Raw genomic sequence first — 18,572 nt, 5'->3', positions numbered from 1 at the left:
TTATTATTTAATAAAACTTATAAGTTTATTAAATAATGTATTAGTTATCTTATTATTAAACAACTCATATTCACCAACATATTTCGTTATTTCACCACCGAATCCAATCTTAAACTTATTTACGCCACTAGCATTTATTTCATATGGCGTAATTCCTGCAAAATCAAATTTTACTATGTCTTTAGTAATTAAATACTCAAATAACTCTTTAACCATAAAATAGGATGCAAATAATCTTCTTCCCTCTTCATTACTTGCTGCCAAATAATAAAATGCATAATCTTCAAAAATAAGGATAATACAACTTGCAACAATTTTATTGTTAAAATAGACTGACTCAATTAAAAAATTTTCCTTAAAGTTTTTTGCTAATATATCAATATTCTCCTCAGTAATCTTTAAGTGTGATAATTTTTTTAGTGTGGTCATTTGATTATGAAGATAAATAAAATCTTTTATTCTATTTTCAGAATTAAATCTAACTTCTAAAGGATTTTTACATGACTTTTTATAATAATACCTGTGATTAGAACTCATAGACTTTACTAAATCAATATTACTCTTTAAAGAATGAACTATGCTGAATCCACTATTAATTTTGGAGTCTACTTCTTTTAAAGAATATAAAATTTTAAATAGTGTTTCTCCAGAGTTTTTATCATAAAAATTAAATCTAATATTATATTTATAATATTTATAATAATTTTTTATAGCTTCAACAATTGAATCTATAAATTTATAATCTACTAAATTTAAACCGCCACTATTCCAGGAAATTAAAAATCCAAATTTTTTTTTCAGTAAAAATTGACATTGTCCCAAAAAATTTCCACTTTTGTAAAATGCTAATCTCTCTATCTCCCAATTAGCTCTTTTATATTCTCCCCATTCATAAGTTGAAAATACATTATAATTTATAGTTTTCTTTAACTTACTATTCCATTCATTTTTATCTTCTATAACTTTTACTTCTACCATAAAAAAGGAACCACCTTTACATCTTTATAAAATTCATGTTTTTTTTTGGAAACTTCAGCAGGAAGATTTGGCCATGGTAGTATAAAAAACCCTTTTAAAAATAGATATTTTTCAAACTCTTTGTAATTTCCATTATCAATAAAAGCAAATTCATAAGGTATTACATTGTCATACAAATTAGATATAGGCTTCACACTGAACATTAATGCCCATTTTTGAATCATTTCAAACATTTGTTGCCTCCTTTTTCTCTCAAAATCTATATCAATATTTAAATTATGATCCTTCAAAATTGGTGTTATAAACCGATTTGAGGGTAATTTAAATTCACTTTCCATATCAGGGAAAGGGTGATATGATCCATTTCTTACATATCTTATAATTCTTCTAAGTAATACAAAACATATTCCTATATACTTAATTATGAATAATTTTTTTAAAACTAATTTTTTACGATATTGCAAATCCTCAGAGGAAATCTTAAAGTTATTACTAGAGAATTTTATATTGTTGTACTTTTTATTATTTACTAATAGAGCAGCACCATTTGGTAAAAAAATTGTTTTTCGTATACTTAATAACCCAAAATCACCTCGCGTACCTAACAATAAGCCATTAGCGTCTTGACTTAAAAAGCCATGTGCATTATCTTCTATAAACACTGCATCATACTTTTTCTTATATTTATTAAATACATCAACATCTGAAGAAAATCCAAAATAATTGACACTCAAAATTGAATCGCATTTAATATCTTCCAATATAGGATTTAAATCTTTGTCTACCTCATAAAAAATATATTGAATACCTAATTGGTTTATAGGTGCTAAAATATCACTACATATAAAGGATGGTAAATAAATAGATTTTATAGTAAGCTTTTCTAGTAGTTCTAAAAATGCATATCTTGCGTATGGGTACAAATAAATATTTGAGGTAAGATAAATATCATTTAAATTAACTGTACTTTTAGAAAACTGATTATCAAATGGTGTCATCGTCTCATACTTAAAATAGCAAATACTAATGATATATATTTTTTGATACTCCATGGGTATTCTTGTATTGAACCTATAAGTATAGAGATGGCTTTTTTAAAATCTCCATTTATTTGATATGTTCTACCTTTATAATATTCTATTCTTGCACCATGCTCTTTTTTCAATATGTCTTTAGAATTTATGTCTAAATTCTCAATATGATTGTAAATAAGTGTTTTCAAATTATTATTAATCAAATCAATATTTCCAGACATATTAGTATCAGAAATACAAAATACACCTAAGGTTTTTTTAATGTATATAAAGCTACCTATTCGCGATAACCTCATCCATAAATCGTAATCCTCAACTGCAAAATAATCTTTTCTTGTATCAAACATATTTAATTCGATTAACTTGTCTTTTCTTACAACCATTGCAGAAGTAGATAAACAGTTGCCATTAAATAATAATTCTTCATAAGGATTAAAAGATAGGGCACTTCCATGTTCTAAAGTAACTGTTAATTTTCCATCAACCTCTTTCTTCTCATAATGACTAACACCAATTATATTATCATCACAACCATTAATCACATCTGCAACCTCTTGAAGTTTTGAATCATACCAATAGTCATCAGAGTCCAAAAAAGCTATCCAGTCATTAGCAGAATTACTAATACCAGTATTTCTACTACCAGCAGGAGATCCACTATTTTCTTGCCAAATATATTTAACACAACTATTCTCAATCATGTATGTTTGCACTAACTCTTTTGTATTATCTATTGAACCATTATCTACTACAATCACTTCAAAATCTTTATATGTTTGATTCATAACAGAATCTAAACATCTAACTAGTTCTTTTTCTCTATTATAAGTTGGTATCACTACAGAAAACTTCATCGACACTCCAATAGGTTAAATATCTTATTAATTTCAACACTGAACATCTCGTGTAATTCAATGTCTAATTCATTCCTTAATTTACTATTACTAACAACTAAATTTTTATATTCAGTTTTATCATCTTTATTTATTTTTATTCTTATAGTTTTATTATATCTTTTTTCATATTCAAATTTTATCATATTTGCAATCTCTATTAGCTGATAACTTTTGTTTGAAGATAAATTATATATACCATTTTTTCTTAATTTTAGTGCTTGGTGAGTTATACTTACTACATCTTGCATCCAAATAAAATCTTTACTTATTTTCCCATTACTTTTAATTATAATCTTATGATTTTCATAAGCAGATCTAACTAAATCATTTAAGATAAGATACCACTTATTTGTATTCTTAAACAAAGGGGCACCGTAACAATTTGAAAGTCTAAAAATTGTATAGTTCAATCCACTCATCACCCCAAACTGTTTTACATAATATTCAGCGAACAGATGAGTAGAAGCATAATCATTTTTTGGATTTAATGCACTTAATTCATTAACTAGCCCATCATTAGCCCCATATACATGAAATGTGCTAAAATAGATAAATCTTTTAAGGTTTTTTCCTGCTAATACTTCTAGTAAGTTTCTTGTACCAAGGCTATTTACCGTTAAAGCTTTTCTAGGGTAATTCTCTTTAAAAGTTTCATTAAAACTTGCTAAATGTACACAGTAATCAAATTCTATATCTAATTTTATTTTTAAATTCTCTAAGTCACTAATATCTGCTTCGATAACTGTATAAACTGAATTTAGTAATTTACATTTCTCTTTAAGTGTAAGCACATAAACATCATATCCGCACTTAGAAAACTCTTGTGTGATATTTGAGCCCAAATTCCCAAGTCCTCCAGTAATAAGAACTTTACCACTCATAGAATATATCTTTAAATTCTTTAGTAATCGATTCCGATGGATTATGCTCTATAGATGCTAGATTTAACAACATATTGTTTTCTTCACATCCCCTAAATGACATCCATAAATTTGGGCCAACCGTCAGTCTTTGATAATTATGTTCTGAAAGTAAAACACTGAAAAATTCTTTTGTGTTTTCATCATACATCACAAATTCAATCGAACCAACAGGGACAATTAAATTTAAAGTCATTTCCGTATGCTTTTTCCAACCTTTTATATCATCTTTGTAAATAGTTGAAAAATAAGCCTCACCAAAGCCTTCATATCCACAATCACTTTTCTTCATTGCATGAAAGATATTACCCTTGGGATTATAGATTTGTTTAAGTGGCGTTAAAACTACTCCGTCCAAGACAACTCTTTCTCTTTAGCCATATCTTCATACTCATTAATTTGTTCTATTGTTTTATCAAAAATATTTATATCTGTTCTATAAAAATCAAAATACCACTCACTTGTAAATCGAATCGTATCCTTATACTTTAAGTTTGCCTGCCACTTCATAAAAAATAATGCCTTATCACAATTTAATTTTAATAATCCTGCTTCATGAAAAGGAATATTTCCTATTATTTTATATGCATCATTTACATTAGTAAAATCCCAATATACGCTTAAATCTTTGAGTAATTGTTTTACAGTGTGGTTTTGTTCCGCTCTTGGGCCAAAATTAAATGATTCTCCATGAAATGAATCACCCTCATATAAAACTTGTCCTAAATTCAAATATCCACTTAAAGGTTCTAAAACATGTTGCCATGGTCTAGTTGCTTTTGGCGCTCTTATCTCAACTACAGTACCTTGAGACCAAGCTTTCATACAATCTACTACAATTCTGTCTTTTGCCCAATCGCCGCCGCCTATAACGTTCCCAGCTCTCCCAATTGCAATTTTAATATTTGAGCTTTTACTTTTAAAAAATGAGTGGTAATATGATTTTATAATAAGTTCTGCAGCTCCCTTAGATCCACTATATATATCTTTACCACCCATTTTATCATTTTCTTTATAGCCCCAAACTTGTTCAACATTATCATAAGCTTTATCACTTGTAATGATTATAACTGTACATTTGATGTTCAAAATTTTTAAAGCTTCTAATATATTTGCAGTGCCCATCACATTTGTTGAAATTGTTTCAATAGGATTATTATAGGAAGTTGAAACTATTGCTTGAGCTGCAAGATGAAATAGAAAATCAGGTTTTTCATTTTTGATAATTTTTTGAATTGAATCTAAATTTCTTATGTCTTCAACATGATGAATTATTTTATTTTTTAGATCTAGTTCTTCAAACATTGAAGGTTTACTAGGGGTATCCTTAGAAATACCAATAATATTAGCACCCAATTTAAGAAGCCATGTAGTCAACCACGTACCTTTAAACCCAGTATGTCCAGTAATTAAAACCTTTTTATTATTATAAATATTATTAAACATTATTTTACTTTACCTTTTTTATAGTTACTAAATAGATCTTTTACAACACTTTCTAATGAATGCATACCATCTGAAAAATCATTTACTTTAAAATCATTTATATACGGATTGTAAGAGCCTAATAGCTGAATATTTTCTTTTTTCGCATAATCAATTAAAAAATCTTCAACATCAACAATAATATCATACTTAGGATTGTTTATTAATAAATCATAGGTAATTGGATTATATGGAAATAAAACAAATGTTACATTTATATTATTCTCTTTTAAATAATAAATCAAACTTTTAAATAGTTTTTTATTACTCATTTTATTAAAGTATTTAAATCTATAAACGTTGTATGTTCCAGCATTTATAGCATTCTTTTTAATATCATCAATATTTGGATATCTAACATCAAAAGGGTAATAAATACTTCCATCAGAAGAAATAAGACTATCATCAATATTTACACTATCAGTAATATAATAATCAATTTTATTGCTATATATTTTATCAATATTACTTATACTATATTCATAATTAATCAATTGTAAATACTTTTTATTAATAGACGTAGAATTTTCATACTCAGTGTTTCTAATCTTTTTAAATAGATATGAATAATAATTTATCAACCTTTTCCAATTTAAATTATCATTATTTACATTAAAAATCCAAGGATCTACAGATATAATTACATTTTTAGGTATATACCCTTTTTTCTTTTTGTAAATACCTAATATCGCTATATAATCTTCAATAACTGCTCCACTTAAACCATGATTAAAAAAAGGTCTTCCCTCCAAACTCAGATGAGTCTTTCGTAATAACATTATTCTTGAAGAGCCAAGGGCAATAGTATCAATTTTGTTCTTTCGATTTACAATAAGGAATTCATTAAGTTTGTGCTCATTGTAGTTTTTTAAACCTGCAATAGTTTTATTATCAAGTAAATAATTAGCTACATTTTTTAGATATGTTAGTTCTTTAAAAATTCCTGCACTGTCAATCCTATAATTAAAAAGCATTAAACAAAAGATTAGAAGAAAAAGTAATATAAAAAAATTTTTTATCCAGTTTTTATAATAATTCATACTCAAAACCTAAAATATAGAAATTCAGAATAGCCACTTAATTTTAATATAGAATAAAAAATTAGTACAGATATAAATAAATAACTATATTTTTTATTTAAATATTTTAAAGCTAATTCATTTGCATTTCTAAAAAATAAAACTAAGAAAACTGCTATAATAATCCATAAGAATAAATAAATATTTACTTGTATATTTACAGTAAGTCCGCCAAAACTAACACCATATTGTTCTAAAAATAATAATTTGTTTTTTAATGATAAGGGCAAAACAATTCCCGAAAGTCCGAACATTCCAGTCAAAACTTTAAGAGCATCTTCCCACTCTTTTGCTCTAAAAAATATCCATGAAATATTTAAAAAATTAAAAGTTAAAAGCCATGCAAACCAAGTCCATAGTTTATATCCTGTATTTTGCCATATTCGGTTAAGTGAAAGAGCAAAACCATGTAGAAACCCCCAAAAAATAAATGTCCACCCAGCTCCATGCCAGAATCCACCAAGAATAAAAGTTGCCATTAAATTAGTATATGTTCTGTATTTACCTCTTTTATTTCCGCCAAGAGGTATATATATGTAATCTCTTAAAAATCTAGATAATGTAATATGCCATCTTCTCCAAAAATCTTGTATACTTAATGCTTTATACGGTGAATTGAAATTTACAGGAAGTTTAATATTAAATAATAAAGCAGCGCCAATTGCCATATCTGTGTATCCAGAGAAATCAAAATACAATTGAAAGGTGTAAGAAAGAGAAGTTGCCCAGGCTTCAAAAAAGGACAATATTAACGAATAATCAAAACCATTTGTAGCGGCAACTGCAAAATAATCTGCTATAACCACTTTTTTGAATAATCCAATAGAAAAAATAAAAAGACCTAATGAAATATTTTTATAGTTTTTTACTTTATTTTTTAGTATATCAAATTGAGGCATCATCTCTTTATGATGAACAATAGGTCCTGCTATCAACTGTGGGAAAAAAGTAACAAATATTGCATAATTTAAAAAGTCATACTCTTTTGTTTCTTCTTTATAAGAATCAACTAAATATGCAATTTGCTGAAAGGTAAAAAATGATATTGCAAGAGGAAGTGCAAGATTTAACAAATCAGCATTTGATTCTGTTAATAAATTAAAATTAGCAATAAAAAAATCAGAATATTTAAAGTATCCCAAAAGAACAATATTTAGAACAATCCCAAAAGATAAAATAGACTTTTTAGTAAATCTTTTCTTATTATTCTTATAATTAGATAAACTATTTCCAAGTGAATAATTAAATAACATAGAAATTAATATTAAGGGCAAATATATAATATTCCACCAAGAATAAAAAAACAAAGAAGATAAAACTAAAAAAGCCTTACTTGCATGAGTTAATCTTTTACTATTTAAATAAAAATAAATAAAAAATATTAAGGGTAAAAAAATAAATATAAATTCATAACTATTAAATAACATTTATTATTCCCAAATTTTCCATGGTGCCTTATTATTATGCCATAACTCATTGAGATCATTTTTATCTTTTAAGCTATCCATTGGTTTCCAAAAGCCTTTATGTTTATACGTAAATATTTCTCCATCATGAGCTAAGTCTTGTAATGGTTTTTGTTCAAAGATTGTACTATCACCATCTTTTATATAATCAAATACTTTTGATTCACAAACAAAAAATCCAGCATTTATCCAATTACCATCACCTTTTGGTTTTTCTTTAAATTCACAAACTTGATTGTTTTCTGAAATATTTAATGCACCAAATCTTCCTTCTGGTTGAGAGGATGTCATGGTCATTGCTTTCCCATGAGATTTGTGAAATTCTAATAATCCTTTAATATTTATATCCGAAACTCCATCTCCATAAGTAAGCATAAAAGCTTCATCACCTATAAGATTCTGAGCTCTTTTAATTCGTCCTCCTGTCATAGAGTTTAATCCCGTATCCAGAAGGGTAACTTTCCAAGGTTCACTAGAATTATTCAACACTTCCATTTTACCATTAGACATATCAATTGAAACATCACTTTGATGAAGAAAATAATTTGCAAAATATTCTTTTATAGAATACCCTTTGTATCCAAGTAATACAACAAATTCATTAAAACCATAAGTTGAATATATTTTCATAATATGCCAAAGAATCGGTTTTCCTCCAATTTCTACCATAGGTTTTGGCCTGATATCAGTTTCTTCACTTAACCTTGTTCCAAATCCTCCCGCTAATAATAATACTTTCATTTTAGTTTTTTCTCCCATTCATAAGCTGTTTTACAAATTAATTCTAAATTATTATATTTTGGCGTCCATCCCATTAATTTCCTTATTTTTTTATTATTTGCAATTAAGATAGGAACATCCCCTTTTCTATTTTCCACTATTTTTACATCAAAATCAACTGCACTTATCTTTTTTATCATATTAATAACTTCTAAAACACTATACCCTTCTCCATACCCACAATTAAAAATTTCACTTTTATTATTTTCTAAATATGATATGGCCTTAATATGAGCCTCTGATAAATCATTAATATGTATATAATCTCTTATACATGTCCCATCTTTTGTATTATAAGTATTTCCAAAAATTTTGAGAAATTCTCTTTCCCCTAATGCTGTTTGGCAAGCCACTTTTATTAAATGTGTACCCTCTTTTTTACTTTGTCCAATAATTCCTCCAATATCTGCTCCTGCAACATTAAAATATCTTAAAATACAAAATTTAAAATTTTTATTTACCTTCGCATTATCAATAATCATCTTTTCACTAAAAAGCTTACTCATCCCATAAGGATTAATTGGTAATAATTTTTCAGATTCACTTACCATTTTAGATAAACTTTCTCCATATATTGCAGCAGTAGATGAAAATATAAATTTTGAAACCTTATATTTATTTGCTAATTTAAGTAATACTAGCGTAGTAAAACTGTTATTAGTATAATAATCTAAAGGATTCTCAATTGATTCCGAAACAATAATACTTGCAGCAAAATGCATAATTATATCAAAATTATATTTTCTAAAAACTTTTTCAAGGGAAACTTCATCTAATAAATCCAGAACAATTAACTTAGCACCTAAAACTGAAGAAACAGTACCCGTTGATAAGTTATCTACAATTATTATATTGTTGTTTTTATTTAATAATAAGTCCTTTACAACATGTGAACCTATATACCCAGCTCCACCAGTTACCAAAATATTCATTAATTACTCTCCTAATTCTTTATTATAATTTTCGATCATTTTATCAATAGTGAAATTTTCTAGAAAATACTTATATGCATTTTTCCCTAATATTTCAATATTTTCTCGTTTAGAATAAAAAAACAACACTTTTTGCGCAAAATCATTTATATTGTAATTATTAAGTAAAAAGCCATTGTAATTGTCAATTATTTGTTCTCTCACTCCACCAACGTCAACAGAAATAACAGGCATTCCTATACTCATAGACTCAAGAGTCACCATAGGAAAACCTTCCGTTTTTGAACTAAGAACGAAAATATCACATTCATGATAATATTTGTAAGGACAAGTGAAGCCATGAAAAAATATTTTTTCTTCTATCCTGTATTCTTTAGCTAATAATTTTAATTTATCTAAGTATCCTTCTTCTTCTTCTTTTCCAACTAAATGTAATTCTATATTTAAATAACCTGAATCTATTATTTTTTTTATTACTTTAATTAAAAATATTTGATTTTTTAATGAATATAAACTTGCTACATTTAACAACCTCAAGGTGTCAGTATTAACATAGTTTTTTAATTGTTCTTTTTTTATACCATTATGTATTACTTTTGTATTTTGTTTAATATTTCTAGTTATTTGTAGTTTAGATTTTATATCATTTGATACACACAAAATTTTAGAACTTTTATCTACTAAATTATCAATCAAACTTTCTATATGTTTAAAAGGCTTAAAAAATACAGAAGTTGGAATACTATGGATTATATGAAAACACTTTAAATTTACTAGACGTGCAGCAATTGTTGAACTTCTACAATATTCACCACCAGGATAACCTCCATTATTTGAAATAAATAAATCTCCATTTATTTTTTTAAATTTATAATAAAAATATATTATTGAGATGAAAAATAATGGATACCTAACTATTAAATTAAATATTTTCAATAAAATATATAGAAAAAAGAATTTTTTCTTACTATTTGCGTACTTACCAAGTTCTGCAATTGTAATCAAATTATAATATGTAATTTGAAAATTATCTTTAAATTTACTAGATAATAAAATAGATGTATCATTGGATTTATTAATAAATAAATGTATTTTTTTTAAAGATAGATTTTCATACAAGATACGAGCAACCTTATCACTACCACCTGCACTGTAATTTTCGACTAATAAAATTAATATTTTATTTTTCATCAAACTCTATCTTTTTAATAATTATAGCTGGATTTCCAGCCACAATATGATAATCTGGTACATTTTTAGTTACTACTGAATTTGCCCCTATTATACAATGTTTCCCGATTTTTACATTTGGAAGTATTGTACTTCCTACTCCTAGCCAAGAGCCATCACCAATTATTATCTTCCCACCTGAACTAATATCTTGTTTTATTATAGGTAAATTCTTATTTTTGAAATTATGTATTATATCTCCTACATAACATCTATCAGATATCATTACGTCTTTTCCAATAAAAACTTCATCTATACAGCTAATCAATGAAAATCTACCTATATAAGTACCCTCTTTTATAATTAAAGAAGGAGTTATGTTTTTAATTACTTTTCCATTTACATAAATAAAACGTGATAAGCTTAACCACACATTATTGTTTATATATACATTGTCACCAATTTCTATACATTCAGGGCAATCGATTTTTGTACCAAATCCTACATAAGTATTTTTTCCAGTTTTTTTACATTTTTTCAGTATATTCTTATAGTAAATACTTATGAAAATATGTACTATCTTATCAACTACTCTTTTTATCATCTTTTTCCACCAATATAAAAAGTGATCCCTGTATTATATAAGGGGAAAATATTTTTAAATACTTAAACAAAAAACTAGAAATTTTTAACTCTAGCCGTCTTAATTTATTGTTTTTTTGAGAAATGTATTCCTCGCTACTACTACTTAGTATATGAGATGAATAATCTGCAAAATAATATTTTTTTAATTTATGATATTTTTCAACAAATCTTAGTGCACTTAAATATGAAAAAAAATGTATATGACCAATAGTTTTAGTTTGTATTTTATAATAATTACCTTTCATATAATAATTTCTTAATCTATCGAATAAGTTTAGCTCTAAAGGTATATTGTAAATTATATTTTTAGTTAATGTATTTAAAAGCTTTGATGTAATTTCTTTATTCGGTATATGCTCAATAACATCTATCATTAAGATTAAATCAAAATTTTTTTCATTTAACTCATCAAGAGGAAGGGCATAGGTTTTTACTATATTCTTATTATTTATTTTTTGAATTTCTAACATTTTAAGAGAAAGATCTAGGGCATAAAACTCAACAGTTTTGTTTTGAGAAATTATATATTCACACAAAAATTTTCCAATTAAACCTGCTCCGCCTCCAACATCTAAAACTTTTACCGTTGTATTTGAAAAATCAATCTCTTTAATAAGTTTTTTTATATAGGAAAATTTATACTCACTATCTTCACTATGTATTGTTTTATTGTTTTCTAAATAAGTACCATTATTATATATGTCCATACTCACTTTGTCTCCTTATTAAATTCATTTTTAATTATTGAACATACTTCTTTATAATTATTCTTATACAGCATTTTATCTTTTAACTTATCAAAATCAATATAATCAAAGTTATCTAAATATTTTATTAATTCATGAATAGTTTTAGAATTAAAAATAGGAATATTCAAGTTATAAAATATATTTTCTGTAAATAACTCAAGATAACTTCCAAAAACTATATAAGGTGTATTTAAAAAAATTGATTCATATAAAACAGTACTAAATGGGCCTATAACTAAATCATTCTTATCTATGATTTCATTTATATTCCCATCTTTTAATATATTTTTCTCTTCTAGCAGACCATCAAGAAGATAATAAAAAAAATCAATATTCATTGTTCCTGGATGAATTTTTACAGTAATATTATTTCTATTATATCCTACATTAATTAACTTTTTTATCAAAAGTAATAGATCATCTAAACCTTTTTTAATACTTGTGTCCCAATATTCAAAATTTAAATCTGGTAAAATTAAAATCTTAGAACTTTTACTTATATTTAGTTTTTTTTCTTTTTCTCTTTTTCTTTCCAAAAATATTGGATATCCACAAGGAATAGTTTTAATTCTGTTATTATACTTATTAAAAAAATCCAATTCATATTTTGACCAACAGAAAATACCATCAAGTTGATTAATATTATTCATAATTGCCTTAATCGAGAAGTCTCTTACTCCATGATTTAACAAGTACACTTTTCCTTGTCTTTTATGAATTATTTGAGAAATTAAAGACGATATTAAAGGGATTTCACACATAAGTATAACATTCATAATATTTAACTGTTTAAATTTAATCACAATATTATCAATTGTAGCAATTGCCTTATTTACTAACTTATTATAATACCTAGTAAGCATAATTTCTAATATCTCTTCTATATTATTATTTTTAAAATTATTTTCTTCTAAATTATTAAGAACAAGATTTTTACTTTTATTATTTACGATAGTTGGATTAAAGTATAATGTTTTATTACTTGACATAATATGATTTATACTTACAAATAGCTGATCACTTACAATTGCATTATTAAAATAAGAAATTAATTTTTGTGTAGAAGAATAACCTTGAAAAAAAGATTTCTCTTTTTTGTTTCTTTTAAAAAAATTATTGCTCCATGTAATATTATTACGAAGTGTTTTTTTAAAAATAGAGTCTTTGTAAAAAATGTTGTAAGAATTTACAATCGAGATAGCTTTTAAATCACTTTTAAAAAAACTATAATTTACTCCTAATAATTTTAGAAGAAACACAAGAGTGTCCTTTATTACATAGTTATCACTAATTATAAATTTAATTTCTTTTGATAAATTATCATTTGAAAAAAGAACAAATAAAACTTGTAATTCTGTTACATTTGATGCTCTAAAGTCAAAATCAATAGATTTTCCAATAGAAATACCTTTATATAATGTAATATCAACATCATCTTTCATATACCAATTAGCAGCTATTTTTAATAGCTTTTCATTAAATTCTTGATATTTTTTAAATTCAATACAATCACTTATAAATAAAGTATCACTGTTTATTAATTGATATTCAAAACAAACTCTTATAATTTCTTTTCTTTTCATTCTAAAAGCGAACCATCCTTTTTAAAAACATATGAACTTCAGAAAAAAAATACTTTTTAACAACTTGAAGAGGATATGTAAAATTTTTTACTATTTCTTTAAAATAAGCTTTTATTTTATTGAAAGTATTTTTAATTTCCAAATTTAATAGCGGGTAACTATATAAATCAACTAAACCTGCTCTAAAATAGCACTCTAATACAAATTTAAATTCTTTTTCTTTATTTATTGAAGTATTAAATTTTTCATACATTAATATATTCATCACTTTTCCTTATTGTTATACTAATCTTTTAAATCCACTATGACAGACATCATTCTTTAGCAATTCTGAAATTTTGTTCCCTTCTAATGCTTTACTAATTTTTTTAAATACTTTTTCAACAGCAGTAATATATTTTTCAATATCAGATTCTGAATGTGCATAAGAAGCATAATACCCTGTGGTACTCATAAATCCTAAAATCAACATTTCTTGAACAAAAAATGTTTTTATTTCATTATGATTTTTATAATTAAAAGAAAAATAACTTAGTGGCCGAATACCCATAATTGAAATTTTTAAGCCAAATTTATTTGAGATATCCATCCACGCATTTTGTATTATCATTCCATTTTTATCTAAAGTTTTTTCAACTTCTAATTCTTTAAACTTTTTTATCGTTTCAAGTGCAGCAACTAATCCAATTCGATCAGTCCAATATGTACTACTTATAAAAGAATTTTGTGCAGCTTGCATAACATTCTTTTTTCCAATAATAGCTGCCATTGGAAAACCGTTTGATAAAGCTTTGCCAAATAAAGCAATATCAGGAGTAACTCCAAGTTTTAAATGGCTTCCACCTAAACATAATCTAAACCCAGCACTTATCTCATCAAATATAAGTATTATTTTTTTATCTTTTGTTACGTTTCTAATATGCTCTAAAAAACCTTTTTCTGGATAAGAATTTCTTATAGGTTCCATAATAACTGCAGCTATTTTACCATCATATTTTTCAACCAATTCATCAAAAGCTTTTTTGTCATTATATACAAAGGGAAAGGAAGTTCCCTTTAGACCTTTAGGAACACCTAACGGACTAAGACCAGGAAGTAAATGTCCTTCAAGATTATTTTCGTCACCCAAATTACTTGCAAGATACCAATCATGCCAGCCATGATATCCACAAAAAAGAACAATATCTTTATTTGTTTTTGCTCTTGCAATTCTTATGGCAATTGTAGCACTCTCTCCACCACTCTTAGCATATCTTACCATATCTGCCCAAGGATGAATTTCACAAAGCTTTTGTGCAAGTTCCACTTCTTCAGGTGCATTAAGTGTACACATACTACTATTGTCAATTGCAGTTTTAACTACATTATTTACATCTTCATCTGCGTATCCAAGTATATTAGCACCTATTCCCATATAAGAAAAGTCTTTATACTTATTTCCATCTAAATCCCAAACTTCACAGCCTTTTGCTTTAGAATAATAAGATGGCCAAAGATTTGGAGCAAACATTTCAGGTCTTTTAGATAATAATTGTGTCCCACCAGGTATTAATGTTTTTGCTTTTTTATATAATTCTTGTGATTTATTCATTATATTCTCCTGTCTTTTTTAAGTGATTTTTTTAAACCTTCATCTCTTTTTATATCTGAATTTATATATAATAAATTTGGATTTTTTGTTAAATAAGAGATAATATCTAAATAATCAAAATCAGGATTATTAGGGTATAAATTTTCAATAATATTCTTAATTAACTCAAAATCATTTTCTTCATCTACTGTTAATCGTAAATGTGAGAAATCATTTTTTGACGTATAATTCAATTTTTTAAATATTTCATTGTTTTTTATATATAAGGTTACATGTTCTCTGTCAGATTCAAATATTACATTTTCGTATGATTTTTTAAGAGCATCAAAAGTACAAATTTCGATATCCATTCCATCAGCATATGTTGGAATTAAAGTATTTGAAACATAGTCATAATTATTTTGTTCAAACTCTGAGACTACTTCATCTATAATACCAGCATCAATTACAGGGCAATCCCCTGTAACCCTAATAACATTTAATTTTTCAATTTTATTTTTATCTTTAAACTCTTTTGCACAAGTATAATATCTTGATAAAACATCTTTTAAAGAACCTCTAAAAACTTCAATATTATTTTTAAGTCCAAAACTCTCTATTGCATCATCACTTATATCATCTGAAGTTGCAATAATAAGTTTATCAATTCTTTTTGACTTTAAAATTCTTTCACATTCATAAGCTAGAAGTTCTTTACCATTAACTTTTTTCAATACTTTATTTGGTAGTCTAGTTGAACTCATTCTTGCTTGTAGGATTGCTAAATTCACTTTTTACTCCATTTAGATGGATTATAAATATTTTCATTAATATTTGATAATTTTTTTCCTAAATAAGTTAAAGTTTCGTCATCAAGTTCTACTAAATTGTTAAAATTAGAGATATTTTCTTTAGCCTGCGTTAAACTATCACAACCAAACAAAATAATAGCATCTTTTGCCCTAGTATTAACAAAAGACAATGCAAGTTCATTTTTAGTTATATTTAATTTATTGCAAATGAAATCAAGTATTTCAACATATTTTTTTGCTGTATTTAAATTAGAAGGTAAATCATCTTTATCCATTAATATTAAACCTTGTAGGTAAATACTTCTTATAAATATCAACTTATTTTTTTCTTTTGCTTTTTTTAGCCAGTGTTTTGTAATCGCTCGTTGATCAAACAAACTAAAAGGTATTTGAATAATATCTATTTCATCATTATTTAATGCCAACAAGAATTCAGCATCAGAATAAATTGAAACACCAAAGTTTTCAATTAATTTTAGCTCTTTTAACTTATTTATAGATTTTTTATTTTCAACAGAAAAATTATGCAGTAGTGAATTATCATGAAGTAATAATCCAAATAAAGATTTAATTGATAGCTTATCTAATGAATTATTTATTTCATCAATTAATATGTCTTCAGACGAAGATAAAATTTCAGAGTTAACTTTTGAAATTACATTAAATGTATTATTAGAGGTATGTCGTATAAAATCGCCAATTATTTCTTCGCTATTACCATATACTTTTGCGGTATCAATACAATTAATACCGACAGATTCTGAAAATTCTAATATAGAATTGGCTTCAATTTTAGATGTTTTTCCTGTATTATTTGATATACCATAGTTTAATCCAAATTGTACAGTACCCAAACACAATTTAGACAAATAATTATTTCTCCAATTAATTATTTTCATCAGATCTCAAAAATGAATAAAATAAAGAATTATGCCATATACCATCATGCCAATAAGTTTCTCTAAGTTCCCCATCTAATTTAAACTTTAAATTTTTAAAAAAAATCTTTTTAGGTTCATCTAGAGAATAGATTTCTGCCCATAATCTATGTAAATTTAATATATTAAATCCATAATCTTTCAATAAACTTGCGGCCTCAATTGAATATTTATCATCTATGTAGATATTGTCATATCCTAAATAAATAGAAAAATCAGCACTTCGATTAATCCAATCAATATAGCATAAACCACATGCACCCATCAACTCATTAGTTTCAATATTGATAATTGCAAACATTTTGTGAAGAGTATTCTTTGAAGTAACTGAATCGAACCATTTTTTTTGATTAACAATATTAATTTCATCAGTTTCTCTGAAATATTTACGTAATACTGGATTATTTCTCCACTCCATTAACTGAGATAAATCATTTTCTTCAATGGCTCTTAGTGCTACAATTTTTCCATTAATCATATTTAACATCACTCCACTTTAAATCTGATCCATGTACAATATCTTTTAAAAGTTTTTTACCTATTAATTCATCAATTTCATATGGTAATATTGCTCCTTTTGGAGCTGGTCTTAAAACTTCTAACATATCCTTTGTTATAATTTCATCTTTATGTAGATTTTTTGATGCTCTAAGACACCTTCTTTGTAAAATAGCAGTTTCTTTTTCGTTATGCTCGATTTTTTTGATAGGTCCTCCAAGAGCATATTCCAATTCTCTTGTTCTATCAATCATTTCTCTCCACGACATCGGATTCATAGAAAATTTATGGTCGGGTCCACTTAAATTATTATTATTTGTAAAATGTTTTTCAATAACTTTAGCACCTAGAGCAACAGCACCTAATACCGTTGTATGTCCTAAGGTATGATCAGATAAACCTAAAATTACATTTGGAAAATTTAGAGCATATGCTTTTAATACATTCAATTGTATATATTTAAAATTTTCATTATTTGCTGTATAATTAGTATTACACTGCATCAGAATTATATTTTTATTTATTTTTTCGATTTTTGATATTAGATTAATAACTTCATCCATTTTAGATGCACCAGTAGCTAACAAAATAGGTTTATTATATTTTGCCATTTTTAAGGAAATATCATGGAAAGTTATATCTCCTGAACCTATCTTATAGGCTGGCACAAATTTATCAATAAAATCAATTTGGTTTATATCATAAGGTGAAGTAAAAAAATCAATGTTTGCTTTTTTACAAGTTTCATATAGTGTTTCAGTCCAATCTAAAGGAACCTCTGCATCTTCATAAACCTTATAAATAGATTTATTCCAACTCTTTTGATGACTTGCTTTAGATCCTAGATTCTTAAAACCATAGTCACTTACAATTGTTTTTGCATTAAAATGCTGAAACTTTGCAGCATCTGCACCAGCCTCTTTTGCCATATAAATTAAATCTTTAGCTTTTTCCAAATCACCATCATGATTCGCTGCAATATCAGCAATAAAATATGTTTTTGAGTTTTTATTTATTTCTGTTTTATTTATCATAAA

20 protein-coding genes are annotated in these 18,572 nt (G+C 25.7%); all 20 read right to left on the bottom strand.

Features of this window, described 5'->3' with window-relative positions; translation table 11 throughout:
- Nucleotides 1–3: 3 nt before the first annotated feature.
- Genes HRT41_04115 through HRT41_04020 form a run of 20 tightly spaced genes read right to left on the bottom strand, consistent with a single transcriptional unit; the run spans nucleotide 4 to nucleotide 18,569 of the window.
- A complete protein-coding gene (locus tag HRT41_04115) occupies nucleotides 4–978 on the bottom strand; it encodes a peptidoglycan bridge formation glycyltransferase FemA/FemB family protein (protein NQY23192.1) in 975 nt (324 codons plus the stop codon).
- A complete protein-coding gene (locus HRT41_04110) occupies nucleotides 972–1,976 on the bottom strand; it encodes a DegT/DnrJ/EryC1/StrS aminotransferase family protein (GenBank protein ID NQY23191.1) in 1,005 nt (334 codons plus the stop codon). Before HRT41_04110 ends, HRT41_04115 begins: the two co-directional genes overlap by 7 nt.
- Nucleotides 1,973–2,866 (bottom strand): glycosyltransferase family 2 protein, encoded by an 894-nt coding sequence (locus HRT41_04105; GenBank protein NQY23190.1) that lies wholly within the window; start codon nucleotides 2,864–2,866, stop codon nucleotides 1,973–1,975. Before HRT41_04105 ends, HRT41_04110 begins: the two co-directional genes overlap by 4 nt.
- A complete protein-coding gene (locus HRT41_04100; protein ID NQY23189.1) occupies nucleotides 2,863–3,789 on the bottom strand; it encodes an NAD(P)-dependent oxidoreductase in 927 nt (308 codons plus the stop codon). The genes HRT41_04105 and HRT41_04100 overlap by 4 nt, the downstream gene beginning before the upstream one ends.
- Complete coding sequence (locus tag HRT41_04095) at nucleotides 3,779–4,186, bottom strand: WxcM-like domain-containing protein (GenBank protein NQY23188.1); 408 nt, start codon at nucleotides 4,184–4,186, stop codon at nucleotides 3,779–3,781. Before HRT41_04095 ends, HRT41_04100 begins: the two co-directional genes overlap by 11 nt.
- Entirely contained in the window at nucleotides 4,174–5,274 is a 1,101-nt protein-coding gene (gene rfbG / locus HRT41_04090; protein NQY23187.1) for a CDP-glucose 4,6-dehydratase, read from the bottom strand. The genes HRT41_04095 and rfbG overlap by 13 nt, the downstream gene beginning before the upstream one ends.
- Nucleotides 5,274–6,353 carry a hypothetical protein gene (locus tag HRT41_04085; protein ID NQY23186.1) on the bottom strand — a complete coding sequence of 360 codons (1,080 nt, stop codon included), beginning with the start codon at nucleotides 6,351–6,353 and terminating at the stop codon, nucleotides 5,274–5,276. Before HRT41_04085 ends, rfbG begins: the two co-directional genes overlap by 1 nt.
- Nucleotides 6,354–6,355: 2 nt before the next feature.
- The gene (locus HRT41_04080) at nucleotides 6,356–7,819 is read right to left on the bottom strand and encodes an MBOAT family protein (GenBank protein ID NQY23185.1); all 1,464 of its coding nucleotides are present in this window, start codon (nucleotides 7,817–7,819) and stop codon (nucleotides 6,356–6,358) included.
- Between the two features lie 3 nt (nucleotides 7,820–7,822).
- Nucleotides 7,823–8,599, bottom strand: a complete 777-nt coding sequence (gene rfbF / locus HRT41_04075; GenBank protein ID NQY23184.1) for a glucose-1-phosphate cytidylyltransferase — start codon at nucleotides 8,597–8,599, stop codon at nucleotides 7,823–7,825.
- Complete coding sequence (galE, locus tag HRT41_04070) at nucleotides 8,596–9,570, bottom strand: UDP-glucose 4-epimerase GalE (GenBank protein NQY23183.1); 975 nt, start codon at nucleotides 9,568–9,570, stop codon at nucleotides 8,596–8,598. The genes rfbF and galE overlap by 4 nt, the downstream gene beginning before the upstream one ends.
- Before the next feature lie 3 nt (nucleotides 9,571–9,573).
- Nucleotides 9,574–10,761, bottom strand: coding sequence for a glycosyltransferase family 4 protein (locus HRT41_04065; protein NQY23182.1), 1,188 nt, complete (start codon nucleotides 10,759–10,761; stop codon nucleotides 9,574–9,576).
- The gene (locus HRT41_04060) at nucleotides 10,751–11,344 is read right to left on the bottom strand and encodes an acyltransferase (protein ID NQY23181.1); all 594 of its coding nucleotides are present in this window, start codon (nucleotides 11,342–11,344) and stop codon (nucleotides 10,751–10,753) included. Before HRT41_04060 ends, HRT41_04065 begins: the two co-directional genes overlap by 11 nt.
- On the bottom strand, nucleotides 11,325–12,098 hold the full coding sequence (locus tag HRT41_04055) for a class I SAM-dependent methyltransferase (protein NQY23180.1): 774 nt from the start codon (nucleotides 12,096–12,098) through the stop codon (nucleotides 11,325–11,327). The genes HRT41_04060 and HRT41_04055 overlap by 20 nt, the downstream gene beginning before the upstream one ends.
- Nucleotides 12,095–13,717 (bottom strand): hypothetical protein, encoded by a 1,623-nt coding sequence (locus tag HRT41_04050; protein NQY23179.1) that lies wholly within the window; start codon nucleotides 13,715–13,717, stop codon nucleotides 12,095–12,097. Before HRT41_04050 ends, HRT41_04055 begins: the two co-directional genes overlap by 4 nt.
- A 1-nt stretch (nucleotide 13,718) precedes the next feature.
- Complete coding sequence (locus tag HRT41_04045; GenBank protein ID NQY23178.1) at nucleotides 13,719–13,982, bottom strand: hypothetical protein; 264 nt, start codon at nucleotides 13,980–13,982, stop codon at nucleotides 13,719–13,721.
- Nucleotides 13,983–13,997: 15 nt separating this feature from the next.
- Nucleotides 13,998–15,308, bottom strand: coding sequence for an aminotransferase class III-fold pyridoxal phosphate-dependent enzyme (locus tag HRT41_04040; protein ID NQY23177.1), 1,311 nt, complete (start codon nucleotides 15,306–15,308; stop codon nucleotides 13,998–14,000).
- Nucleotides 15,308–16,078: a glycosyltransferase family protein gene (locus HRT41_04035; protein NQY23176.1), complete on the bottom strand. Its 771-nt coding sequence runs from the start codon at nucleotides 16,076–16,078 to the stop codon at nucleotides 15,308–15,310. Before HRT41_04035 ends, HRT41_04040 begins: the two co-directional genes overlap by 1 nt.
- Nucleotides 16,075–16,998 carry an aldo/keto reductase gene (locus tag HRT41_04030; protein ID NQY23175.1) on the bottom strand — a complete coding sequence of 308 codons (924 nt, stop codon included), beginning with the start codon at nucleotides 16,996–16,998 and terminating at the stop codon, nucleotides 16,075–16,077. The genes HRT41_04035 and HRT41_04030 overlap by 4 nt, the downstream gene beginning before the upstream one ends.
- Nucleotides 16,985–17,515: a GNAT family N-acetyltransferase gene (locus HRT41_04025; protein ID NQY23174.1), complete on the bottom strand. Its 531-nt coding sequence runs from the start codon at nucleotides 17,513–17,515 to the stop codon at nucleotides 16,985–16,987. The genes HRT41_04030 and HRT41_04025 overlap by 14 nt, the downstream gene beginning before the upstream one ends.
- Nucleotides 17,508–18,569 carry an N-acetylneuraminate synthase family protein gene (locus HRT41_04020; GenBank protein ID NQY23173.1) on the bottom strand — a complete coding sequence of 354 codons (1,062 nt, stop codon included), beginning with the start codon at nucleotides 18,567–18,569 and terminating at the stop codon, nucleotides 17,508–17,510. Before HRT41_04020 ends, HRT41_04025 begins: the two co-directional genes overlap by 8 nt.
- Between the last annotated feature and the right edge of the window lie 3 nt (nucleotides 18,570–18,572).

It is taken from the genome of Campylobacteraceae bacterium (assembly GCA_013215945.1).
Classification (GTDB): Bacteria; Campylobacterota; Campylobacteria; order Campylobacterales; family Arcobacteraceae; genus NORP36.
The sequence above is the reverse complement of the archived record's forward strand: the minus strand, read 5'-3'. Positions and strand labels throughout refer to the sequence as shown.